Origin of the sequence: Bacteroides sp. A1C1, assembly GCF_004328515.1 — a bacterium.
Taxonomy (GTDB): Bacteria; Bacteroidota; Bacteroidia; order Bacteroidales; family Bacteroidaceae; genus Bacteroides; species Bacteroides uniformis.
This window is the reverse complement of sequence record NZ_CP036491.1, coordinates 3,549,177-3,571,251: the sequence shown is the minus strand read 5'-3', so window position 1 is coordinate 3,571,251 and position 22,075 is coordinate 3,549,177. Positions and strand designations below refer to the sequence as shown.

Here is a 22,075-nt window from a genome sequence, read left to right as displayed (position 1 = left end):
CTTATGACAGGGTTAGAGATTTGGCTACTGGCCGTAGGACTTGCGATGGATTGTTTCGCCGTTTCTATAGCCAGCGGAATTATATTGAAACGCGTCCGGCTGCGCCCTATGCTGGTGATGGCCGTCAGCTTCGGCTTTTTCCAGGCTTTGATGCCTTTGCTGGGATGGATAGGTGCCAGTTTTTTCAGCCACCTGATAGAAAGTATCGACCATTGGATTGCATTCGGTATCCTTGCCTTCCTGGGCGGACGTATGATAATGGAATCCTTCAAGGACGAAGGTTGCAAGCACGAGTATGACCCTACCAGCCTGAAGGTGGTGCTCGCTCTGGCCGTGGCAACCAGCATCGATGCATTGGCGGTAGGTGTTTCGTTTGCATTCCTCGGTATCAAGCAATTCTCGGCTATTCTTTCCCCCATCGGGATTATCGGTTTTGTATCATTCGCCTTGTCGATGGTCGGCCTGATGTTCGGCATCCGTTTCGGATGTGGCATAGCCCGCAGACTGCGCGCCGAACTTTGGGGAGGGATTATCCTCATTATCATCGGTACCAAGATATTGATAGAGCATCTCTTCTTTTAATTAAAAAGTAAAAAATCAGATAGGATATGGAAAAGAAAGTACAACGGAATTTTTTATGGATTGCCCTACTGGTACTGGGCACCATCTGGATACTTGCCCGCCACAACCAAGTCACTCCTTATCAAACGGATAACGGACTGATATTCGGTACGGTATATAAAGTGACTTATCAATGTGACCAGAATCTGAAGGCGGAGATAGAAGCGGAACTCAAACGTTTCGACGGTTCCTTGTCCCCTTTCAATGATACGGCGACCATTACGCGCATCAACCGCAACGAGGACATTGTGCCCGACACATTCTTTACCAACGTCTTCCGACGTAGCATGGAAATCTCCCGGGAGACCGATGGTGCCTTCGATATCACCGTTGCCCCTCTTGCCAATGCCTGGGGATTTGGGTTCAAGAAGGGTAACTTCCCCGACTCTGCCATGATAGACAGCCTGCTGGAGATGACAGGATACGAAAAAGTAAAATTGTCCGATGAAGGGAAAGTGGTGAAAACAGACCCGCGTATAATGCTCTCGTGCAGCGCTGTGGCAAAAGGATATGCAGTAGATGTCATAGCCCAACTTCTGAAGAAGAAGGGTATCCGCAACTTCATGGTCGATATAGGCGGAGAAGTAGTTGTTCACGGGCAAAACCCTCAAAATGGACTTTGGCGCATCGGTTTGAACAAGCCGATAGACGACTCACTGGCAGTGAACCAAGAATTGCAAGCAGTGCTGCAAGTCACAGATTTAGGCATGGCTACATCGGGCAATTATCGCAACTACTACTATAAAGACGGAAAGAAATATGCGCATACCATCGACCCGCGTACCGGCTATCCGGTACAGCACAGCATCTTGTCAGCCACCGTCATCGCCAAAGATTGCATGAGTGCAGACGCCTATGCCACGGCATTCATGGTGATGGGGCTGGAAGAAGCAGAACGCGTGGCGGATGCACATCCGGATATCGACGCCTGCTTCATTTATACGGATGAAGAAGGAAAGCTTCAAACGTTCTTAACAAAAGGGATGGAGAAGTATATGAAATAATGCGCAAATGCGATTAACCCATCATTTATAAAATACAAAATATACCGCCAGTACCAGACATACAAAAGCGGCAAAATGATTCCAATGCAGCGTTTCTCCCTTGAAAAGAACTGTTGTGAACACCGTAAAGATTATCAAAGTGATTACTTCCTGAATCACTTTGAGTTGCATCAATGAGAACGGGCCTCCATTGCCTAAAAAGCCTATCCGATTGGCCGGAACCTGGCAAGAATACTCAGCCAGAGCTATTACCCAAGAAAACAGCACCACGGCATACAACGGCCAGTTGGAGATGACTTTTGTCTCTTGTAGCTTCAGATGCCCATACCAGGCAAACGTCATGAAAATATTAGATACAATCAATAGCAAAATGGTATAAAATGCTTTCATATATTTTTTAATAATTAATGGTTAATGTTTTATGATTGCAGGCAGCAATTCCTCCTGCACATTCGTCATACTCCCCCATAGACTATAGCGTGCCTCAGGATTCATTTCCTCCAACTGTTTCAGAATGCCTTTCATTGTACTACGGCTGGATTGTGACTCATACGGACAATTCTTCACCTGCTTACGATACCCCCTCACTTGCGCCAACTCCATCAAATCCGCCTCATGAACCAGACACATCGGACGGATAATCGTCATATCAAACTTCTTCATCACCAATCGGGGAGGCATGGAGCTGAACGCTCCCTGATAGGTGATATTCATCAGCAAAGTTTCCAGAATATCATCCATGTGATGGCCTAACGCAATTTTATTACATCCCTGCTCCTTGGCTACGGTAAACAATGCCTTCCGCCTATTCCAAGAGCAAAGAAAACAAGGAGACTTGCGGGTATCTGTCGTGGCATCAAACTCCGTTTCAAAGAGAACAAAAGGCACTCCCCACGACTCTACATACTCCCTCAGATAGTCTACATCGCTCTGATAAGGTATATTCTTCATCACTACATGTACGGCGACAATGGAAAAACGGGGTTTATAGATACGGGCACGCCGTGCCAACAACTCCACCAGCGCCAAAGAGTCCTTGCCTCCCGAAAGCCCGATAAGAATCTTATCGCCGTCCTCTATCAGTCCATATTCCACCACACCTTTGCTAAACCGCTTGTCTATGCGGCGCAACATCTTTTCTTCTTCAGCAAATTGTGCCATTGATACGAGTTATGAGTTATAAGTTATAGCTCTTCCGGCTGCAAAAGTAAGGCAAAAGAACGATTTAAAGAAGAATTAACAAAATAGAATTACGGAAACCAGCTTTATTCACGATAAATTTGTATTTTTGACCTTCTGAACAAATCAGCATGTATCAATATGAATAAAACATGTATCAATATGAATAAAAAATATATCCTTTTCTTTCTATTCAGCCTTTTAAGCATAACAATTTCTGCACAAAGCCTGGCAGAAGCCAAAGCCTTGTACGAGAAGGGAGAATACGAAGAGGCCAAGCCCGCCTTCAAAAAGTTCGTCAAGACACAACCTGGCAATGGAAATTACAACCTATGGTACGGTGTATGTTGCTTGGAAACCGGCGACCCCGCAGAAGCCTTGAAACACCTGGAAAACGCCGTCAAAAGACGTGTCCCCAGCGGGCAACTCTATTTGGCCCGGGCATACAATGATTTATATCGGTTCGAAGATGCCATCGAAACTTATGAGACCTACATTTCCGACCTGAGAAAGAGAAAACGCTCCACCGAAGAGGCCGAACAATTATTGGAAAAAAGCAAATCCAACTTGCGCATGCTGAAAGGTGTGGAAGAGGTTTGCTTCATCGACAGCTTTGTGGTAGACAAGGAAAATTTCCTGGATGCATACAAAATCAGCCCCGAATCGGGCAAGCTGTTCATGTACGACGCCTATTTCAAAGATTCCGGTAAGGAAGGCGGAACGGTATACGAAACGGAGCTGGGCAACAAGCTATATTATAGCGAAATGCAACCGGACAGCACCCTCAGTATCCTTTCGCGCAACAAGTTGCTGGACAAATGGAGCGATGGCAGCTTGTTGCCCGGAAGCATCAACGAGGCCATGAATGCAGATTATCCCTATGTACTTACAGACGGTATCACTATCTACTATGCTTCGGATGGCCCTGGCTCGATGGGAGAATATGACATTTTCGTCACCCGTTACAATACGAATACCGACTCCTATCTGATGCCGGAAAATGTGGGCATGCCGTTCAATTCGCCCTACAACGACTATATGTACGTCATCGACGAATTCAACGCCTTGGGATGGTTTGCCTCCGACCGTTACCAGCCCGAAGGCAAAGTGTGCATCTATGTATTCATTCCCAACTCATCCAAACAAGTGTACAACTACGAAGGGATGGACCCGGACAAGATGATATCATTGGCGCAACTTCACTCTATCAAGGACACATGGACGGACACCGATGCGGTAGAGGCCGCCCGAGAAAGACTTCGGACCGCTGCCAACGCAAAGCCGCGGACTACCAAGAAGCACGATTTTCAATTCGTCATTGACGACCACTCCACCTACTACCAGCTGGACGATTTCCGCTCCCCGCAGGCCAAAGCCTCGTATGGCAAATACAATCAGCTGGAGCAGAGCTACAAACAACTGCAGGAGAAACTGGAAGATATGCGTTCGGAATACTCCCGAGCCAACAAGCAAGAAAAGGACAAGATGTCTGCCGCCATCCTCGACCTGGAGCAACGTGTACGGCAATTGTCCACTGAGATGGAGCAGACTGCCATTCAAGTGCGCAACCAGGAAAAGCAAGCCACCAAATAAAGACAACTATGGATATACTCATTATCGCCTCATTGATTATAGGAGCAATAATCTTGTTCTTAGTGGAATTATTCGTAATTCCGGGCATCAGTATTGCCGGTTTTCTGGCAGGAGGTTGCATCATCTTTGCCAACTACTATGCCTTTGCCTATATGGGCACCACGGCAGGTGTCATTACGCTTATCATATCTGCCCTGGCTTGTATCGGCTCGTTGGTATGGTTCATGCGCTCCAAGACACTCGACAAAATTGCATTGAAAAAAAACATCACCTCCAAAGTAGACCGTAGTGCAGAGGAAAAAGTCAAGGTAGGCGATGTAGGCATCACCACTACCCGCCTGGCCCTCATCGGCTATGCCGAAATCAACGGAGACATCGTGGAAGTAAAGTCATCAGACGGCTTCCTAAACGAAAAGACTCCGATTATCGTAGACCGTATTGCGGACGGAGTCCTCTTAGTGGAGCGGCTCAAGCAGTGAAATTTCTGAAATCAACCTATTTATAACTAACAATTAATATTTAATCTCATGGATCCAAGCACAATGTATTTAACCGCCTTCCTCATTATAGGAGGCATTATCTTCCTGGTACTTTTCTTCCATTATGTACCGTTCTTCTTGTGGCTGTCCGCCAAAGTATCGGGAGTAAATATCTCGCTGGTACAACTTTTCCTGATGCGCATCCGTAATGTTCCTCCTTATATCATTGTGCCCGGCATGATTGAAGCTCACAAAGCAGGATTGCAAAACATCACACGTGACGAACTGGAAGCGCACTACCTTGCCGGAGGCCACGTAGAACGGGTGGTACACGCATTGGTATCTGCCTCTAAAGCCAATATCGAGTTGCCGTTCCAGATGGCAACCGCCATCGACCTTGCCGGTCGTGACGTATTCGAAGCCGTACAGATGTCCGTTAACCCCAAAGTAATCGACACCCCTCCTGTGACAGCTGTTGCCAAAGACGGTATCCAGCTGATTGCCAAAGCCCGTGTAACGGTGCGCGCCAATATCCGCCAATTGGTGGGAGGTGCCGGAGAAGACACGATTCTGGCCCGTGTAGGCGAAGGCATTGTCTCCTCCATCGGTTCGTCAGAGAACCATAAGTCTGTATTAGAGAATCCGGATTCTATCTCCAAACTGGTATTACGCAAGGGGTTGGATGCCGGAACGGCATTCGAAATTCTGTCCATTGACATTGCTGATATTGACATAGGTAAGAATATCGGTGCTGCCCTGCAGATAGACCAAGCCAATGCCGACAAGAACATTGCTCAAGCCAAGGCAGAGGAACGCCGCGCCATGGCCGTAGCCACAGAGCAGGAAATGAAGGCAAAGGCCCAGGAAGCCCGTGCCAAAGTTATCGAGGCAGAAGCGGAAGTACCCAAAGCCATGGCCGAAGCATTCCGCAACGGCAATCTGGGTATCATGGACTATTACCGGATGAAGAATATAGAAGCTGACACTTCCATGCGCGAAAACATTGCCAAACCGACGACGGGCAATACCAGCCAGCCGTTGAGCAAATAACTCGAAAAGTAACTGACAGAAACGCCGAAACCGGTGAACAAGAATCGGCTCCCGGCGTTTCTATTTATAAACATAAAGATTAAAAACTCTATCAAATGAAAAAATATTTCGCCTCTTCCGAACTGATCATCAATGAAGACGGTTCTGTATTTCATCTTCACGTAAAGCCCGAATGGCTGGCAGACAAAGTCATCTTGGTAGGCGACCCCGGACGGGTGGCACTGGTTGCCTCCCATTTCGAGAACAAGGAATGTGAAGTGGAAAGCCGCGAGTTCAAGACTATCACCGGTACTTACCGAGGGAAACGTATTACGGTGGTTTCCACCGGTATCGGATGTGACAACATCGATATCGTGATGAATGAACTGGATGCCCTGGCAAACATCGACTTCGAGACGCGCGAAGAAAAGCCCTGCCTACGTAGCCTTGAGCTGGTACGTATCGGCACCTGCGGAGGCTTGCAACCCTACACTCCGGTGGGTACATTCGTATGTTCTGAAAAATCCATTGGTTTCGACGGTCTGCTCAACTTCTATGCAGGACGCAACTCCGTGTGCGACCTGCCCATGGAACGTGCCTTCCTCAACCATATGGGATGGTCCGGCAACATGTGTGCCCCTGCCCCCTACGTCATTGATGCAAGTGCTGAACTGATAGACCGCATCGCACAAGACGACATGGTACGTGGCGTAACGATTGCCGCCGGGGGCTTCTTCGGACCTCAAGGACGCGAGTTACGCGTGCCGCTTGCCGACCCGCATCAGAATGAAAAGATTGAAAAATTTGAATACAACAGCTACCGCATCACCAACTTCGAGATGGAAAGTTCTGCCCTGGCAGGCTTGAGCCGTCTGATGGGGCACAAGGCCATGACAGTATGCATGGTCATTGCCAACCGCCTGATAAAAGAAGCGAACACGGGATACAAGAATACGATAGATACTCTTATCAAAACAGTACTCGACCGTATCTAAGTTCACCCTCTCTTTCAGCCAGTCCAGGGAGTAAGGTTTAGTAAAGACTTCATCACATCCTGCTTGACGTGCCCGTTGCTGGTCTGTATAGCAGCAATGTTCTGCTATGACCACAATGGGCACAGAGACGGATTAGGCTTTATAAGCATCTATCCATTATCGATTTGTACAAAGTTACAATAAAAGCCCATAAGTTGAATCGTCATCTCTCTTTTTTGTAAAGAAACCATTATCTTTGCTGAATAAAAATAAGCCGGATAAAATGAACCAAGATACCATTTGTGCCATAGCCACCGCCCAAGGGGGAGCCATAGGATGCATCCGTGTCTCCGGACTGGATGCCATAGAGATAACATCCCGCATATTTACCCCTGCCCGGAAGGGGAAGAAGCTGAAGGATGCCAAGCCATATACACTTACCTTCGGTCATATCCATGAAGAAGAAAACATCATAGACGAAGTACTTGTCAGCTTATTCCGTGCCCCCCACTCGTATACAGGCGAGGATAGCACAGAAATCATGTGCCACGGTTCGAGCTATATTCTTCAGAAGGTGTTGCAACTGCTCATCGGCAATGGTTGCCGCCTGGCCGCTCCCGGTGAGTACACGCAACGAGCCTTCTTGGGTGGCAAAATGGACCTAAGCCAAGCCGAAGCCGTGGCCGACCTCATCGCCTCCACCTCTGCCGCCACTCACCGCCTCGCCATGAGCCAGATGCGCGGCGGGTTCAGTAAAGAGCTGACCTCACTACGCAACCAATTGTTGCACTTCACATCACTTATAGAACTGGAACTGGACTTCAGCGACCATGAAGAACTGGAATTTGCCGACCGCTCCGAGCTATGTCTCCTGGCAGACGGCATAGAGCAGGTAATTTCCCGTCTAGTGCAATCCTTCAGTGTAGGCAATGCCATCAAGAACGGTGTGCCCGTAGCCATCATCGGCGAAACGAATGCTGGTAAATCCACCCTGCTGAATGCACTACTAAACGAGGAACGAGCCATTGTAAGCGACATACACGGGACAACCCGAGATGTGATAGAAGACACAGTCAATCTTGGCGGGATAACTTTCCGGTTTATTGATACGGCAGGCATACGCGAAACGAGCGACACCATCGAGAGCCTAGGAATTGAGCGAACCTTCCAGAAATTGGAGCAGGCGGAAATCGTGCTCTGGGTAGTTGATGCCACGAATGCCGTCTCACGGATACCACAACTAACTGCCCAGATACTTCCCCGTTGCGAAGGGAAACGGCTCATTCTCGTATTCAACAAGGCCGATCTGGTGCAGGATGCCTCAACCATCCTCACCCCCAGTTTCACCCTGGCCGCTACTAATGTGCAATGCATCTCCATCTCTGCCAAAGGGCGTACCAACCTCGACAAGCTTCAGCAAATGCTAATCTCTGCCGCTAACCTGCCCACGGTTACCCAAAACGATGTCATTGTCACGAATATACGCCACTACGAGGCTTTGACCCATGCCTTGGAAGCCATCCACCGGGTCCAACAAGGGATAGCAGAAAATCTATCCGGAGATTTTGTTTCACAAGATATCCGCGAATGTATTTTCCATCTAAGCGATATTGCGGGGGAAGTTACGAACGACATGGTACTTGGGAATATTTTTGAACATTTTTGCATCGGCAAGTAACTATCTGATTATCAATGAATTAAATTGATTGTAATCGATTAATATGGCGCTCTTTATGGGGCGCCTTTTTTGTTGCACAAGTATCGTTGATAATCGTTGCTAAGCCTTTTTACGCCATTTTTTGTACCTCTTGTGTACCTCACCACGAAAATCTGAGGATTATCGTTGGCAAGGTCGTGGAGAACTTTTACGCCATTTTACGGGATTTTACGGAGTTATACAAAAATATTGGAGAAATAAGGAGAAATAACATGAGTAGCAACATTGAAATCAGACGAATCTGTGCGTGGTGCAAGCAAGAATTCATTGCGCATAAAATGACTACAACCTGTTGTTCGCACAGATGTGCAAACCTTCTGTATAAACAGAAGAAACGTGAAGCTTCTATTAAGGCTAACAACCAAATTGTCGAAAAAGTCATCAAGGAAAAGCCGATTGAGAAGATCAGAGACAAGCCTATTCTTACTATCACAGAAGCTGCCACATACATAGGCGTAACCCGACCTACTCTTTATGGCTATCTGAAAAGAGGTGAATTAAAAGCCTCTCGACTTGGATATAAATTTCTATTGAAAAAGGAAGATATTGATAACTTATTCAATAAGCCTATAGAATTTAAGATTCCGGTAAGAGACAAACCTTCCATTAATGATTTCTACACCACCGCCGAAGTCAAGGAGAAGTATGGCGTAAAGGATTCCTGGATATTTCATATCGCTAAGGAACATAATATTCCACGAACCTTTCACCGTGGTAAAACCTATTGGAGCAAAAAGCATATTGATGACTACTTTGCAAAGAAAGCTCCCGATCCTGAAATCAAGGAATGGTACAGCACGCAAGACATACAGGAGAAGTTCGGTATGACACTGACGGCCATCTATTCTTTTGTTTCAAAGAATGCCATTCCCAAGAAGAAGGTCGGCATCATGGTGTACTACTCCAAAAAGCATGTGGACATTGCCAAAGGTCTCATTGCCCCAGAAGAGCCCAAATACTACACCATTGCCGAAGCGATGGAGCGATTCAATCTGACACGAGATCAACTCTACCATTATGTGAAATACCATAATATTCCCCGTATCAAGGTCGGTAAATATACCAAGATCCTGCGGGCAGAGCTGGACAAGTTCTTTGAGCCTCCAAAGATAGAATGAGTCGAAAGTTATTTTCCGGTGATAAACATCACCATTAGAACACCTATTTTATTTGCAACAAAAACAAGTATTAATCAAAAAACAATATAGCTATGACACTTACATGCACCAACGTAACTTTGAGACAAAAGCCATTGCGTAACGACCGCATATCTCTTTATCTGGATTATTATCCGGCCATTCGCAATCCTTACACGATGAAGATGAGTCGCCGGGAATTCCTCGGCATTTACATCTATGCCAAGCCCAAGAACGAGCAGCAAAGAATGTTCAATCAGGATATGCTGAATAAGGCAGAGGCCATCCGCTGTATCCGTGTCCAGTCGCTTATCAATGAAGAATTCGGGTTCCTGGACAAGAACAAGCAAAAGGTAGATTTCCTCGCCTACTTCCGGACAAAGGCACGGGAAAAGTATGAGAAATGGGATTGTGTTTACAATCACTTTGAGAAATTTGTCGGCGGCAAATGTACCTTTGGCGATGTCACCGTGGAACTGTGCGAGAAGTTCAGGGATTACCTGCTCAAATGCAAACAAATCAATCATCCCAATGCTTATATCTCACGAAATTCGGCAGCTGGCTATTATTCGACGTTCCGTGCCTTATTAAAAATAGCCTATAAAGAGAAGATGTTGCGTGAGAACTTGAACGACTTTCTGGAAAAAATCGAATGGAAAGAGGTCAAGAAAGAGTATCTGACACTTGATGAAGTCAAAAAACTGGCGGCTACGCCATGCAAGATTCCAGTCTTAAAACAAGCCTCCCTATTCGCTTGTATGACCGGTCTCCGTATCAGTGATATTCTGAAGCTGGACTGGCGTGATTTTGAGGTTGGCCCGGATCAAGGTTACTATATCCGTATCTGCACCGAAAAGACAGAAACCGAGGCTACCCTCCCCATTAGTCAAGAGGCACTGGAGTTGTGTGGCGAATGGGGCACCGGAAAAGTCTTCAAAGGCTTAACCCGCTCCATGACTCATCATCCCTTGAAACAATGGATTGCCGAAGCCGGAATCAGAAAACACATAACCTTCCACTGCTTTAGGCACTCGTATGCGGTCATCCAAATCTCTTTAGGCACAGACATTTACACAGTATCGAAGATGTTGACGCATAAGAATGTCACCACGACACAAATTTATGCTGATTTGGTTAACTCCAAGAAGCGAGAGACGGCGAATAAGATTTCGTTGAAATAATTTAAAAGGGAGTGTGTTGTTATAAACCATACACTCCCTTCTCATTATATTTATAATGTCGGATTTTTATAACTGGGGGCACTGGCAGATGGCTGATGTTTCCCATTAATAAATATAACTTTAGGAATGTATTCTCCTTTATCAATCATATCTTTTTTGACCTCATTTAATTGGGCTTTTATATAATCAATAGAGTCATCCTCAACAATAACCATAAAAATACCACTTGTAGCTTGTTCAGCTTTCATATATGCAGCTAATTGCGTCCGATATCCATGCATTAAATCTTTATTACATGAACGTTTAATTTCCACAACTGTATTTGCTTTTGCACCACGTGTTATTTGAAAATCAAGTTCTCCAACTCCAGGGTTAGACTCGCGAGAAATAGCAACATCAAATTGTCCAGCATTTCTATACGTGTCTGCCACCATAAATAACATTAGTTGCCAATCAGTTTCATCTGGTTTTCTACCTTTGCGATATAATAGCTCTGATAGACGCAAATCTTCTACAAGTCTTTTAAATTGATTACACATTGCTAATGAAAGTTCATAAACCTCTTCTTTTATGTTTTTAGATTTTTCAATATTGCATAAAAATGGGACTTTACTTAATAATTCAGCCAGTAATATATCTTTATATTGTCCTTTTCTATCTTCATTAAAATCATATGGTATTCCCTTAATTTTCTTAAAATACTCAATTGCAACATCATAGCAATCTCTATTGTTGCAAATTAAAGATTTCCAATCAGATTTCTTATATTTAAGACATTCTGTCCAACAAACACCTATAATACTTGCTATTTTCTGTTTCAATCTATTATTGTAATCACAAACTCTATCTATATCATCATAGTCTATAGCATATGGTAAATCGCATAAGAACTGTGTCGGAATAAATAGTATTGGTTTATTTTGATAAAATGGTACATTGAACGATAAATCGTATGAATATCTATATAGTTTTGTCGGCAGTTTCAATTCTGCACTAATGGGTATATGCAAGAAAATGTTCATGTAAAATAGAAATAGTCATATCACTGATTCTATCCGGCCCCATATTATCCTCAATTAATTGCATCAGACAAAAGATCTCAGGATCTGTCATTCCTGCTTTTATAATATCGTATGTGCTTTCTGCTAATTGAATAGACAAGGCTCCACTTATACCTCTTCCACGTGTATTTCCCGTTGAATAACCTAATCCAGTATTTGAAATTTCTTTTAATGTGTATCTATCTACAATCCTTTTAAAAAATTTATCTTTAGTCGATTTACTTCTAGCTGCATTAGTTAATGCAACAAAACCTCTAAAATATTGAAGAAAATCTTCATAAGCATTTTTAAATTCAGGAATTGTACAATCTTTTAATAATAATGGATCTATATGGAGTAATGAATCCTTATCTAGAAATGCATTATATACACCTCTATTAACTAAATCTTCATGCGTAATATTGAAATATGTACTATAATGATTTGCCATATAATTCTATTTTATAGTTTCATAAAGATACTAAATTATAGCCAAACATTAGCATCTAACAAAAGAAATATTATCTCTAATCGAATATTAGAATAATAATTTTATCTGATTATCCGTTTATGCACCTGTTATATTCGCAATTACTAGTCTGTCAAAGAGTTTGTCTCCAAAATACCGTCTGTTTAATTTGTAAATAAACTCGTTGAGATACAACTGTAAGTATTTCCTTTTGATTTTATGGTAGTTGCCCAGCAATGTCCGTTTTGCATTACTGATTGCGATATGCACCCATTTGAGTGTTTCCTTGGTGGTTTTGGCGTCTGATTTCTCGGTGACGTGCAATTCCACCAGATCGGAGATGTCAACGTAAGAAGTGCTTTTGTCCGAAAATACGATGGCATCATCCTCCATGCAGTCCCTGACCACGCCGTTGATTCCTTCACTTTGATGGCTATCCAGTACCCTGGCCTTGAAATAACGCACATGCTTCTCCTTTTTGCCCGTTTCGATATCTTCCAACGGGGTGCTTTCGGCCATCACCGCAACGTTCTGCTTTCCCTCGGCTCCCCGGCCACGTGTACCCTTGCCTCGCTCGATTTCCTTACTGGCCACCGAAAAGTTAACGAATTCTTGCGGTTTCTTTCAGCGCCGCCAATACCGCCAGCCCGTCGCGCAAGGGGCGCGGCTCGTGTGTGCGGATGAAGTCAGCTCCACCTGCGGCGGCGGCAAGCTCTGCAGCGAGTGTCGCGGCCCCGACATCCCCCGGACCACGGCCTGTGAGCGCGCGCAGAAAGGATTTGCGCGAAACAGACAGAAGCACCGGCAAATCGAAGCGCAGCCGCAATTCATCGAACCGCGCCAGCACCGAGAGCGAGGTTTCGGGAGCAGCCCCCAGAAAAAACCCCATGCCGGGATCAAGGACAAGGCGGTTGCGTTTGATACCGGCACCCGTCAGCGCCGCGATGCGCGCGTCAAAGAACGCCGCAATGTGATCCATGATGTCGCCAGCGGGTGCCTCGCGCCGATCTGCCTGCCCGTCTTGCACCGAATGCATAACGACGAGTTTGGCAGATGATTTCGCCAATTGCGGATAGAACGCAGCGTCTGGAAAACCGCGAATATCATTGAGATAGGCCACACCACGCGACAAGGCATAGGCTTGCGTCGCGGGTTGATAACTGTCGAGCGAGACGGGAATGCCATCTGCCTTGAGCGCGTCCAGCACCGGCGCGATACGCGCGATTTCTGTGTCGGACGAAACAGGCGCGGCGTCGGGATTGCTGGATGCCGGACCGAGGTCGATCACATCTGCCCCCTCGGCCATCAGCTTACGCGCCTGCGCAATGGCTGCGTCTGGCGCCAGATACCGGCCTCCATCGGAGAAACTGTCCGAGGTTATGTTGACGATGCCGAAAATGATGAGCGATTTATTCATGGGGGCTTCTATAATAATACCTAAAATCCGCAGGTAGTTAATTAGGATGTTTAAAGATTCTGATTATCCGTTTATGCACCTGTTATATTCGCAATTACTAGTCTGTCAAAGAGTTTGTCTCCAAAATACCGTCTGTTTAATTTGTAAATAAACTCGTTGAGATACAACTGTAAGTATTTCCTTTTGATTTTATGGTAGTTGCCCAGCAATGTCCGTTTTGCATTACTGATTGCGATATGCACCCATTTGAGTGTTTCCTTGGTGGTTTTGGCGTCTGATTTCTCGGTGACGTGCAATTCCACCAGATCGGAGATGTCAACGTAAGAAGTGCTTTTGTCCGAAAATACGATGGCATCATCCTCCATGCAGTCCCTGACCACGCCGTTGATTCCTTCACTTTGATGGCTATCCAGTACCCTGGCCTTGAAATAACGCACATGCTTCTCCTTTTTGCCCGTTTCGATATCTTCCAACGGGGTGCTTTCGGCCATCACCGCAACGTTCTGCTTTCCCTCGGCTCCCCGGCCACGTGTACCCTTGCCTCGCTCGATTTCCTTACTGGCCACCGAAAAGTAACCCTCATCCAGTTCTATCATCCCTTCCAGTGTATACCTTGCATCCCGGTTGCCCATCGCCCTGCGGAGTTTGTGTACCATCGCCCATACCGGTTCGTAACGCTTCAATCCTAATTGCTTCTGGAGTTCGTTGGTGGAGAATCCCTTTTTTGTGCAACTCATCAGGAACATCGTTTTGTACCACACCAGAAACGGCAGCTTGGAGCTCTCCATGATCGTACCGCTGCGCAACGAGGTGCGGAAACGGCAACCTTTGCATTCATAACTCCATTTACCCTGTAACCAATAATGGGAAGTGCCCCCGCATCGCTTGCAGACAACCCCTTCCTTATCACGCTGCTCCTTGAAATGCAAACGACAATCTTCCTCCGAACCGAAATGAGCCGTAAAACTGAATATGTTCATAATCCCTGCTTTTTGAGCGCTAATATACTAAAAATATTAGGTGTGTTTGCGGAGAATCAGATAATTTTATCAGGAATTAGTATAGTTCTTATAAAAGTCTCATTAAAAATTGAAATAATTACAATTCATTGATTATTAGTGTGTAATATTATGTCTTTTGATGAAATCTATTGTCAAAAGGCCATAGTAGGCCAATACTATTGATTTTTTGAAAAAATAATCCTATATATTTGTAGCTGAACAATTAGCAAATATCATCATGAATCAGAAAAAAGCAGAATATATAGCACTTTATTCCTTGGTGTTTGGAGTCATTCTAGTCTTTGGTATTTTAATCCGCCAATTTGTTTTATCAAAAGGTATTGATGACTTCAGTAGTACAGTTGCATTTTTTGCAACGGTAAATAAGCTACATAATACACTAACAATCGACCACTTACACCTTTTAAAATCAAAACCATCCAGGAGTATAAATAGGTATAAATCGACTAATTAACGCCAAACAACAATAATATACAATCTTATTTTGTTACTTAGAAATATTTGAGCAACAAAACAAATGTAATCGCATTGTAAAAAAGTAAACTAATTATCATATTTTGTTATATTTGTACATAAATAATTCTGAAAACCATGAACAATCTGTTATACTATCCATACATAAATCTGCCTAACACTGATTGGGCTATACGAGCTCTGCTTTACTATGACAATATTAGTTCTATAGTACCGACTCAATATTTCTATGAACCAGAACAATATGAGCCTTTTATGCGGGAGGTAATTCAAAATGAACTAATCCACCCAATTAATCCTATGGATGTTCTTGAACATCCTTGGGAAGTTTCAAAAATGTTTATGGAATATTTAACTCAGAACCGAGATATCATACAAAGACGAAGATTTTCACATAACAAATTCGGGACTAGCCATATTCATCCTGAGAAATTTTCATTGAAAAAAAATGGTAATAAATTACACGTAGATAAGTTTGATTTTGAGATTTTTCATGAGCTCACTCAAATGGGATTGGCAGAAAGGATAGATAACAATTGGTATAATGTAGAAAAGAAAACTGCCAATGAACTTATGACTTTTTTGACCTCAGTAATTGCCAATAAAATTGATTTCCAGCCAACTACAGACAAAATTGACTATAGCTTCGCTACAACATACATACGAAACCAAGATATTGAATTACGAACAAGACAATATAAGAGAGATTTGATACTCAAGAATCTGATACCATATCCTAAACAAATAGATTTGATCAATCTTAGAAAATTTAAAGATAAGTACCGTGATTTATTAAAAGCATTCAGTAACAAAGTAGAACTATTAGTTCTAAATCCAACAATTACTCCGGAATCACCATTATTCAAAATAACTCTTGAGGATATGAAAATGGCTAAAGAAGAACTATCCGCAAGGATGAATGAAAGCCATATAGGTGATATCATTTTTGGAACAATATGTGGAACTATTTCCGCAGGAATAGGATTACTAGCCAGTCCTGTTTTAGGTATCCCCGGCTTCCTAAATGCTATCCATTCAGCATGTAAAATTGAAAAACCTGAAAATATAATAGATCAAACGGGATTAAAATATCTGGCTTTAGTTGATAAAAGATTGAGAAGGCAATGAATATCTTCAGAAACAAAATATCATCTATGCAATTTAGAGAAGTTTTGTTGCTTGTTTGTTGCTTAAAAGAGTGTATTTTATGTAATAACTATCTATCATACAACAATATGACTATTTAATTTTCAAATTTTGCATCAGCAAGTAAAGCTAATCATATATACCCAGTTATCCCCAAAGCGAAAACGATGAGAGATTTTCCTTTATAGCTAGCTTAGGATGTTCAGTTTTCCTATCTCCCATTTCAAAACAAAGGCTGTCCATTATCTAATATGTGACAGCCTTTCTATGAAAGTTTTTTTCAAGTAAATATCATACTTTTTTCATAAACTCCTTCGGTGTTTTTCCAAAATACTCCTTATACTGAAGTTTTTCAGATTTCGCATACCCACCATTTCAGCAACCACGGTCACAGAAAATTTTCCGCTTTCCAAAAGTTCCCGTGCCTTCTCCATCCTGATTCTCGAAATCAAATATTTGGGTGCTTCTCCCATCAACAACTTCCACTTATTATAAAAGGTTATCCGGCTCATGCACATCCTGGAGGCAATATCATCTACTGTCAAATCCTCTTTATCCATATTCTCCATAATGTAAAGCTTCACTTCATTCAAAAATCACCAAATCCGGATACTCTTCACATATTACCTCCAATGCTTCCTGACCGTCATCAAAGCTCCTCACTACAAAACATTCCGATAAACGTTTCTCAAGATAATCCCTGAATCCCTTGTCATTATCCGCAAGTATCACTAAAGGTCTAATCCATATTTTTTTCTTCGAGAAACCATGGAAAACCATTTCCGACTCATTCACCTGAAAAGTGTCCGGAATATTTAAGAATGTATACACCCCCCGAAACCGCACACGAACATCTTATGGGAAATCGAAACAGAGCCTCCTTTTCCAAAGTCAGTATTTTCCCGTCACACATATTCATCAACTTGTCAAAAAACACACCGCCCATGCCATACTACTTGCCATGCAGAGGTCGCAGAATAGGAAGCCGCGACGAGTACCATCTGCAACATTTCAAAAATCGCTTGTTGCCTGTGTCCTTAATCTTGATTGCCCAGTAATCCCCCTTCAACAAAACCTGCATCGAGAGGTGCGTTTCCGGCAGAGAACACTCGATGGCACTCAATACAAACCGGTCAACCGGAGATATCTTTCCCGGATCAAACCAAGCGCTTGCATAGTCAAAATCCGGAACCAAATCCAGCTTCATCTGCAACCCGGCCACATGAGACTGTAAAAAAGACACTTTCTTCCTCATAAATGCGCCGATTTCATGTTCTGCAACTACCAGGCTACTAGAATTGCCAAATAGTCGTTTCAACTCCATTAACGCTATCAAGTGCTGCTCCAACCCGCCTATATGATGAAGTGCAACAGCCAGTTCCTTCTTTATGTCTTCCGGACAGTCTCCTTCGTAACTGCCCCTAACGGTGTCTTAATCAAAGAAATGGGATTACGTATGTTTTGAAAGGTATCAATGAAATACTGATTTCCCTCTTTCAGTAAATCTCTTTCTTCACTGATACAGAGCAAATGGAACAAAAGCCAACATAATATACAGATTCCACTAGCCACTATTGGCAGAACAGACCAGGGAACCTTATGATATACGCCGATGGACAGCAGGAAAATGAATAATGACACTACTATTATTATTATCGATAAATGTTTCATACTATTATAAATTTAAGTAATAATGATTCCTACTAATATATACCCGAGTTTTCAGTCAATAGCAGGATAATCCCAAGTATGTCATCAGGAGGCGGTCTAATGGAGGAACGGCAGGTTCCTTGAATCATCAAATTCACCTTACCAACCCTCGTTTGCTAGCAGAGCCTACATTCCGTCCACCTGCATTTCATACCCAGCAACTCTCTAAACCATTCATTTTCCATACCCAACGTATTTTTAAGTACCAATACAATATTCTGCTTATCCAAGATAGCCCCAATCAATTATTTTCAAACAAAATAATAGTATAACAAACGGAAAGATTAAAAAGATGATACCACTTCACACATATTCTTATCATACTCACATATCTTGCCCATGAAACAGAAAGACATTATCTTTGCAGCATGAAACGAGACTTGAAAGAAAACGGAGGATTACCGGCACATATACTCTGGACACTTGCCATCGTAGCTGGCGTGTCCGTAGCCAACTTATATTACAACCAACCCCTGCTTAATATCATGCGGCATGAATTGAGAGTTTCTGAATTCAAAACGAACCTCATTGCCATGGTTACACAAATCGGATATGCGCTGGGATTATTGTTCATCGTTCCATTAGGAGACCTCTATAGACGCAAGAATATCATCCTGACGAATTTCTTCCTACTCATACTTTCCCTTCTAGCCATTGCCCTGGCACCGAACATCTACATCATCTGGGCAGCATCACTCATCACCGGCATCTGCTCCATGATACCCCAAATATTTGTACCGATTGCCTCGCAATTCTCACGCCCCGAAAACAAGGGACGGAATGTAGGTGTCGTCATCTCAGGATTACTGACTGGAATACTTGCATCACGTGTTGTCAGCGGATTTGTGGGTGAAGTGCTTGGCTGGCGTGAAATGTACTTCATCGCCGCCGGAATGATGTTACTATGCGCCATCGTTGTATTAAAGGTACTACCAGACATACAACCGACTTTCCAAGGCAAATATTCCGGGCTGATGAAGTCTCTTTTCTCATTAGTAAGAGAATACCCCTCTCTACGAATCTACTCGATACGTGCGGGACTGGCCTTTGGCTCATTCCTTGCCATGTGGTCCTGCCTTGCATTCAAAATGGGAGAAGCCCCGTTCCATGCATCCAGCGACGTCATCGGCATACTAGGGCTCTGCGGTATTGCCGGAGCCTTAACCGCATCTTTTGTAGGAAAATATGTAAAAAAGATAGGCATACGCAATTTCAACTTTATCGGTTGCGGAATGATTCTGCTTGCATGGGGCTCGCTCTTTTTCTGCGGAAACAACTATGCAGGTATCATTACCGGTGTCATTCTTATAGACATAGGCATGCAATGTATCCAACTCAGCAACCAGACCAGTATTTTCGACATCTGCCCATCTGCCTCCAATCGGGTAAATACGATTTTCATGACCACTTACTTTATCGGCGGCTCTTTGGGTACCTTCCTTGCAGGAAGTAGTTGGCAGACTTGGGGATGGAGTGGCGTGGTCGGCACCGGCGTTATTTTGACAATAATATCGTTGTCCATCACCCTTTACAGCAAGAAATAACAAGGATACTATCATTTTTCCAAGCAAACGCAAAGATTTGATAATTTTTATTTGTCATACAGAGGATAAGAAAGATATTAAACAGAATTGTTATACCTTTGCCGCATCAAACTATAAACGGCAGATTGATAATAGATTTGTCAACCAAGCATAGTCAAAAACAACCCAATGAATTCAGCAAAGAAAATACCCTCTCCACTCGTTTCTCTATTTCCCATCGCTTTTCTCATAGGAATGCTGTTCGCCACCATCCATACTTTCGGAAGTGACGCCTTGAGTGGAGGAAGCCAGATTTCCCTGCTTGCCACCACTGGCATGTGTGTCTTTATCGGCATGGCTTTCTACCGCATCCCTTGGAAAGATTATGAACTTGCCATCACCAACAACATTTCAGGTGTTGCCACAGCTATCATTATTCTATTGATTATCGGTGCTTTGAGCGGCACATGGATGATAAGTGGGGTGGTACCTACCCTTATATATTATGGTATGCAAATTATCCATCCGAATTTCTTCCTTGCTTCTACCTGCATTATTTGTGCATTGGTATCAGTAATGACGGGAAGTTCATGGACCACTATCGCCACCATCGGTATCGCCCTTTTGGGCATAGGTAAGGCACAAGGTTTTGAAGAGGGATGGATAGCCGGTGCCATCATTTCAGGAGCTTATTTCGGAGACAAAATTTCACCGTTATCGGATACCACAGTCCTTGCCTCATCCGTAACGGACACACCGCTATTCAGCCATATCCGCTATATGATGATTACCACCGTCCCCTCTCTCCTCATCACCCTTGTCATCTTTACAGTAATGGGACTCACACACGAAACGAACAATACACAACAGATCGCGGAATTTACGGCAGCATTGGACGCCAAATTCAACATTACTCCCTGGTTACTGGCTGTTCCCGTGATTACGGGAATACTGATTGCCCGGAGAGTGCCTTCCGTCATCACACTCTTTCTCTCCACTCTGCTGGCAGGGATATTCGCCTTCATCTTCCAACCGGGACTACTGAATGAGATAGCGGAAGGTGGGAATATGTTCAAAGGGATAATGATGACATTCTATGGCAGTACCAGTCTACAAACTGACAGTGACATGTTGACAGAACTGATTGCCACACGAGGTATGGCAGGAATGATGAATACCATCTGGCTCATCATCTGCGCCATGTGTTTTGGCGGAGCCATGACGGCAAGCGGCATGCTGGGAAGCATCACTTCCCTATTCGTCCGCTTCATGAAGAACACAGCCAGCATAGTAGCATCCACCGTATGTTCCGGATTGTTCCTGAACCTTGCCACGGCAGACCAGTACATCAGCATTATCCTCACCGGAAACATGTTCAGCAACGTTTACGCAAAGAAAGGCTACGAAAGCCGGCTACTTAGCCGTACCACAGAAGATGCCGTTACCGTCACCTCCCCGCTTATCCCATGGAACACCTGCGGCATGACGCAAGCCACCATTTTGAGTGTACCCACACTGACCTACCTTCCCTATTGCTTCTTCAACCTTATCAGTCCGGTAATGAGTATCTTTATTGCTGCTATCGGATATAAAATAATTAAAAAACCGGTGAACAATCCTGGATAGGCATTGTTCTTGCAATAAACTTATAACGAACAATTTATTTAAACCTAAACAAAAAAAATTCGATTATGAAAAAGTTTATTGCATTAGCAGCAGTAGTATTGGTAAGCATGGCAACAACGACCATGTATGCACAAGAGAGTAGAGCTGAAAAGCGCGCAGACCGTAAAGCCCAGAGAGACGCAGAACGTGCACGCCTGAAAGCTGAAGAACAAGCACAGGATGCCATTTCATATGATGACGCAATGGCGGCCTTGAAAGCTCACCAGTTCGTAATGGAGGCAGACCAGGTGATGTTCCGCAACGGACAGACCGCATTTGTAAACTCCAACACCAACTTCGTATTGGTAAACCAAGGACGCGGCACCGTGCAGGTAGCCTTCAACACCGCATACCCGGGTCCTAACGGCATTGGCGGTGTAACAGTGGACGGAACTGTATCAGACATCCAGATGACTACCGACAAACGGGGCAACGTGAATTGCAACTTCAGCATCCAGGGTATCGGCATTTCCGCCCAGATATTCCTTACGCTGACCAATGGCGGGAACAACGCAACTGTAACCATCAGCCCGAACTTCAACTCCAACACCATGACTTTGAGCGGGAACCTGGTTCCGCTGGAACAATCCAACATATTCAAGGGACGTTCCTGGTAAAACCCTTATATAAATATATATATTCCCACTCCGCCGCAAATCACACTAAAAAGTGTACATTTGTAGCGGAGTTTTTTAT

21 protein-coding genes and 2 pseudogenes are annotated in these 22,075 nt (G+C 43.9%); 14 read left to right on the top strand and 9 right to left on the bottom strand.

Translation table 11 applies throughout. The features are described from left to right. Positions 1 to 3: 3 nt before the first annotated feature. Positions 4 to 582 carry a manganese efflux pump MntP family protein gene (locus EYA81_RS14690; RefSeq protein ID WP_117600722.1) on the top strand — a complete coding sequence of 193 codons (579 nt, stop codon included), beginning with the start codon at positions 4 to 6 and terminating at the stop codon, positions 580 to 582. A 26-nt stretch (positions 583 to 608) separates the two neighbouring features. After that, positions 609 to 1,625: an FAD:protein FMN transferase gene (locus tag EYA81_RS14685; protein ID WP_117600721.1), complete on the top strand. Its 1,017-nt coding sequence runs from the start codon at positions 609 to 611 to the stop codon at positions 1,623 to 1,625. Positions 1,626 to 1,646: 21 nt separating this feature from the next. Here the strand turns inward: EYA81_RS14685 and EYA81_RS14680 are convergent, their stop codons facing one another. After that, on the bottom strand, positions 1,647 to 2,015 hold the full coding sequence (locus tag EYA81_RS14680) for a DMT family protein (protein ID WP_005826856.1): 369 nt from the start codon (positions 2,013 to 2,015) through the stop codon (positions 1,647 to 1,649). A 21-nt stretch (positions 2,016 to 2,036) separates the two neighbouring features. After that, positions 2,037 to 2,786: an ATP-binding protein gene (locus tag EYA81_RS14675; protein WP_117600720.1), complete on the bottom strand. Its 750-nt coding sequence runs from the start codon at positions 2,784 to 2,786 to the stop codon at positions 2,037 to 2,039. Between the two features lie 180 nt (positions 2,787 to 2,966). Between EYA81_RS14675 and EYA81_RS14670 the strand changes: the two genes are divergently transcribed. The 7 genes from EYA81_RS14670 to EYA81_RS14640 all read left to right on the top strand — a co-directional run bounded on the left by EYA81_RS14670 (position 2,967) and on the right by EYA81_RS14640 (position 10,913). Continuing rightward, positions 2,967 to 4,397 (top strand): M48 family metallopeptidase, encoded by a 1,431-nt coding sequence (locus EYA81_RS14670; protein WP_117600762.1) that lies wholly within the window; start codon positions 2,967 to 2,969, stop codon positions 4,395 to 4,397. 8 nt (positions 4,398 to 4,405) lie between these two features. Next, positions 4,406 to 4,876 carry an NfeD family protein gene (locus EYA81_RS14665; protein ID WP_117600719.1) on the top strand — a complete coding sequence of 157 codons (471 nt, stop codon included), beginning with the start codon at positions 4,406 to 4,408 and terminating at the stop codon, positions 4,874 to 4,876. 48 nt (positions 4,877 to 4,924) lie between these two features. Then, a complete protein-coding gene (floA, locus tag EYA81_RS14660; RefSeq protein ID WP_005826863.1) occupies positions 4,925 to 5,926 on the top strand; it encodes a flotillin-like protein FloA in 1,002 nt (333 codons plus the stop codon). Between the two features lie 95 nt (positions 5,927 to 6,021). Then, entirely contained in the window at positions 6,022 to 6,900 is an 879-nt protein-coding gene (locus EYA81_RS14655; RefSeq protein ID WP_117600718.1) for a nucleoside phosphorylase, read from the top strand. A 262-nt stretch (positions 6,901 to 7,162) separates the two neighbouring features. Then, the gene (mnmE, locus tag EYA81_RS14650) at positions 7,163 to 8,557 is read left to right on the top strand and encodes a tRNA uridine-5-carboxymethylaminomethyl(34) synthesis GTPase MnmE (protein ID WP_117600761.1); all 1,395 of its coding nucleotides are present in this window, start codon (positions 7,163 to 7,165) and stop codon (positions 8,555 to 8,557) included. 251 nt (positions 8,558 to 8,808) lie between these two features. Continuing rightward, a complete protein-coding gene (locus EYA81_RS14645) occupies positions 8,809 to 9,714 on the top strand; it encodes a helix-turn-helix domain-containing protein (protein WP_035449426.1) in 906 nt (301 codons plus the stop codon). A 92-nt stretch (positions 9,715 to 9,806) separates the two neighbouring features. Then, positions 9,807 to 10,913, top strand: coding sequence for a site-specific integrase (locus EYA81_RS14640; protein ID WP_035449428.1), 1,107 nt, complete (start codon positions 9,807 to 9,809; stop codon positions 10,911 to 10,913). 50 nt (positions 10,914 to 10,963) lie between these two features. Here EYA81_RS14640 and EYA81_RS14635 read toward each other — a convergent pair whose 3' ends face one another. The 5 genes and pseudogenes from EYA81_RS14635 to EYA81_RS14620 all read right to left on the bottom strand — a co-directional run bounded on the left by EYA81_RS14635 (position 10,964) and on the right by EYA81_RS14620 (position 14,819). Then, the gene (locus EYA81_RS14635) at positions 10,964 to 11,935 is read right to left on the bottom strand and encodes a hypothetical protein (protein ID WP_242672387.1); all 972 of its coding nucleotides are present in this window, start codon (positions 11,933 to 11,935) and stop codon (positions 10,964 to 10,966) included. Next, a complete protein-coding gene (locus EYA81_RS19705; RefSeq protein WP_242672386.1) occupies positions 11,907 to 12,404 on the bottom strand; it encodes a hypothetical protein in 498 nt (165 codons plus the stop codon). Before EYA81_RS19705 ends, EYA81_RS14635 begins: the two co-directional genes overlap by 29 nt. Before the next feature lie 117 nt (positions 12,405 to 12,521). Beyond that, positions 12,522 to 13,022, bottom strand: a pseudogene (locus tag EYA81_RS14630) (IS1595-like element ISBbi1 family transposase); the annotation flags it as partial. A 1-nt stretch (position 13,023) separates the two neighbouring features. After that, positions 13,024 to 13,839: a sulfonamide-resistant dihydropteroate synthase Sul2 gene (sul2, locus tag EYA81_RS14625; RefSeq protein ID WP_001043260.1), complete on the bottom strand. Its 816-nt coding sequence runs from the start codon at positions 13,837 to 13,839 to the stop codon at positions 13,024 to 13,026. Positions 13,840 to 13,910: 71 nt separating this feature from the next. Continuing rightward, positions 13,911 to 14,819, bottom strand: coding sequence for an IS1595-like element ISBbi1 family transposase (locus EYA81_RS14620; protein ID WP_005807145.1), 909 nt, complete (start codon positions 14,817 to 14,819; stop codon positions 13,911 to 13,913). Between the two features lie 259 nt (positions 14,820 to 15,078). Here EYA81_RS14620 and EYA81_RS19700 point away from each other — a divergent pair. Together EYA81_RS19700 and EYA81_RS14610 are read left to right on the top strand one after the other, a co-directional pair. Continuing rightward, positions 15,079 to 15,222: pseudogene (locus EYA81_RS19700) on the top strand (mobilization protein); the annotation flags it as partial. 230 nt (positions 15,223 to 15,452) lie between these two features. Continuing rightward, complete coding sequence (locus tag EYA81_RS14610; protein ID WP_117966796.1) at positions 15,453 to 16,463, top strand: kinase; 1,011 nt, start codon at positions 15,453 to 15,455, stop codon at positions 16,461 to 16,463. Between the two features lie 320 nt (positions 16,464 to 16,783). On the opposite strand, the gene EYA81_RS19695 is transcribed toward EYA81_RS14610, so the two are convergent. Continuing rightward, positions 16,784 to 17,050, bottom strand: a complete 267-nt coding sequence (locus EYA81_RS19695) for a helix-turn-helix domain-containing protein (RefSeq protein ID WP_226791137.1) — start codon at positions 17,048 to 17,050, stop codon at positions 16,784 to 16,786. A gap of 383 nt (positions 17,051 to 17,433) precedes the next feature. After that, positions 17,434 to 17,736 (bottom strand): hypothetical protein, encoded by a 303-nt coding sequence (locus EYA81_RS19690; protein ID WP_226791135.1) that lies wholly within the window; start codon positions 17,734 to 17,736, stop codon positions 17,434 to 17,436. Between the two features lie 823 nt (positions 17,737 to 18,559). On the opposite strand from EYA81_RS19690, the gene EYA81_RS14600 reads away from it, so the two are divergent. The 3 genes from EYA81_RS14600 to EYA81_RS14590 all read left to right on the top strand — a co-directional run bounded on the left by EYA81_RS14600 (position 18,560) and on the right by EYA81_RS14590 (position 21,996). Beyond that, positions 18,560 to 19,735, top strand: a complete 1,176-nt coding sequence (locus tag EYA81_RS14600; RefSeq protein WP_117600704.1) for an MFS transporter — start codon at positions 18,560 to 18,562, stop codon at positions 19,733 to 19,735. Positions 19,736 to 19,903: 168 nt separating this feature from the next. Then, positions 19,904 to 21,340 (top strand): Na+/H+ antiporter NhaC, encoded by a 1,437-nt coding sequence (nhaC, locus tag EYA81_RS14595; RefSeq protein ID WP_117600703.1) that lies wholly within the window; start codon positions 19,904 to 19,906, stop codon positions 21,338 to 21,340. Between the two features lie 65 nt (positions 21,341 to 21,405). Further along, positions 21,406 to 21,996 carry a DUF4251 domain-containing protein gene (locus EYA81_RS14590; protein WP_117600702.1) on the top strand — a complete coding sequence of 197 codons (591 nt, stop codon included), beginning with the start codon at positions 21,406 to 21,408 and terminating at the stop codon, positions 21,994 to 21,996. Positions 21,997 to 22,075: the final 79 nt, after the last annotated feature.

What these genes read in the sequence shown, in the direction of transcription:
- EYA81_RS19695 (WP_226791137.1), bottom strand. Translation starts at nt 17,050, where the DNA reads ATGGAGAATATGGATAAAGAGGATTTGACAGTAGATGATATTGCCTCC.
- EYA81_RS19705 (WP_242672386.1), bottom strand. Translation starts at nt 12,404, where the DNA reads ATGGCAAATCATTATAGTACATATTTCAATATTACGCATGAAGATTTA.
- EYA81_RS14620 (WP_005807145.1), bottom strand. Translation starts at nt 14,819, where the DNA reads ATGAACATATTCAGTTTTACGGCTCATTTCGGTTCGGAGGAAGATTGT.
- EYA81_RS14680 (WP_005826856.1), bottom strand. Translation starts at nt 2,015, where the DNA reads ATGAAAGCATTTTATACCATTTTGCTATTGATTGTATCTAATATTTTC.
- EYA81_RS19690 (WP_226791135.1), bottom strand. Translation starts at nt 17,736, where the DNA reads ATGAGGAAGAAAGTGTCTTTTTTACAGTCTCATGTGGCCGGGTTGCAG.
- EYA81_RS14675 (WP_117600720.1), bottom strand. Translation starts at nt 2,786, where the DNA reads ATGGCACAATTTGCTGAAGAAGAAAAGATGTTGCGCCGCATAGACAAG.
- floA (WP_005826863.1), top strand. Translation starts at nt 4,925, where the DNA reads ATGGATCCAAGCACAATGTATTTAACCGCCTTCCTCATTATAGGAGGC.
- EYA81_RS14655 (WP_117600718.1), top strand. Translation starts at nt 6,022, where the DNA reads ATGAAAAAATATTTCGCCTCTTCCGAACTGATCATCAATGAAGACGGT.
- EYA81_RS14600 (WP_117600704.1), top strand. Translation starts at nt 18,560, where the DNA reads ATGAAACGAGACTTGAAAGAAAACGGAGGATTACCGGCACATATACTC.
- mnmE (WP_117600761.1), top strand. Translation starts at nt 7,163, where the DNA reads ATGAACCAAGATACCATTTGTGCCATAGCCACCGCCCAAGGGGGAGCC.
- EYA81_RS14665 (WP_117600719.1), top strand. Translation starts at nt 4,406, where the DNA reads ATGGATATACTCATTATCGCCTCATTGATTATAGGAGCAATAATCTTG.
- EYA81_RS14590 (WP_117600702.1), top strand. Translation starts at nt 21,406, where the DNA reads ATGAAAAAGTTTATTGCATTAGCAGCAGTAGTATTGGTAAGCATGGCA.
- EYA81_RS14640 (WP_035449428.1), top strand. Translation starts at nt 9,807, where the DNA reads ATGACACTTACATGCACCAACGTAACTTTGAGACAAAAGCCATTGCGT.
- EYA81_RS14645 (WP_035449426.1), top strand. Translation starts at nt 8,809, where the DNA reads ATGAGTAGCAACATTGAAATCAGACGAATCTGTGCGTGGTGCAAGCAA.
- sul2 (WP_001043260.1), bottom strand. Translation starts at nt 13,839, where the DNA reads ATGAATAAATCGCTCATCATTTTCGGCATCGTCAACATAACCTCGGAC.
- EYA81_RS14670 (WP_117600762.1), top strand. Translation starts at nt 2,967, where the DNA reads ATGAATAAAAAATATATCCTTTTCTTTCTATTCAGCCTTTTAAGCATA.
- EYA81_RS14685 (WP_117600721.1), top strand. Translation starts at nt 609, where the DNA reads ATGGAAAAGAAAGTACAACGGAATTTTTTATGGATTGCCCTACTGGTA.
- EYA81_RS14610 (WP_117966796.1), top strand. Translation starts at nt 15,453, where the DNA reads ATGAACAATCTGTTATACTATCCATACATAAATCTGCCTAACACTGAT.
- EYA81_RS14690 (WP_117600722.1), top strand. Translation starts at nt 4, where the DNA reads ATGACAGGGTTAGAGATTTGGCTACTGGCCGTAGGACTTGCGATGGAT.
- EYA81_RS14635 (WP_242672387.1), bottom strand. Translation starts at nt 11,935, where the DNA reads ATGAACATTTTCTTGCATATACCCATTAGTGCAGAATTGAAACTGCCG.
- nhaC (WP_117600703.1), top strand. Translation starts at nt 19,904, where the DNA reads ATGAATTCAGCAAAGAAAATACCCTCTCCACTCGTTTCTCTATTTCCC.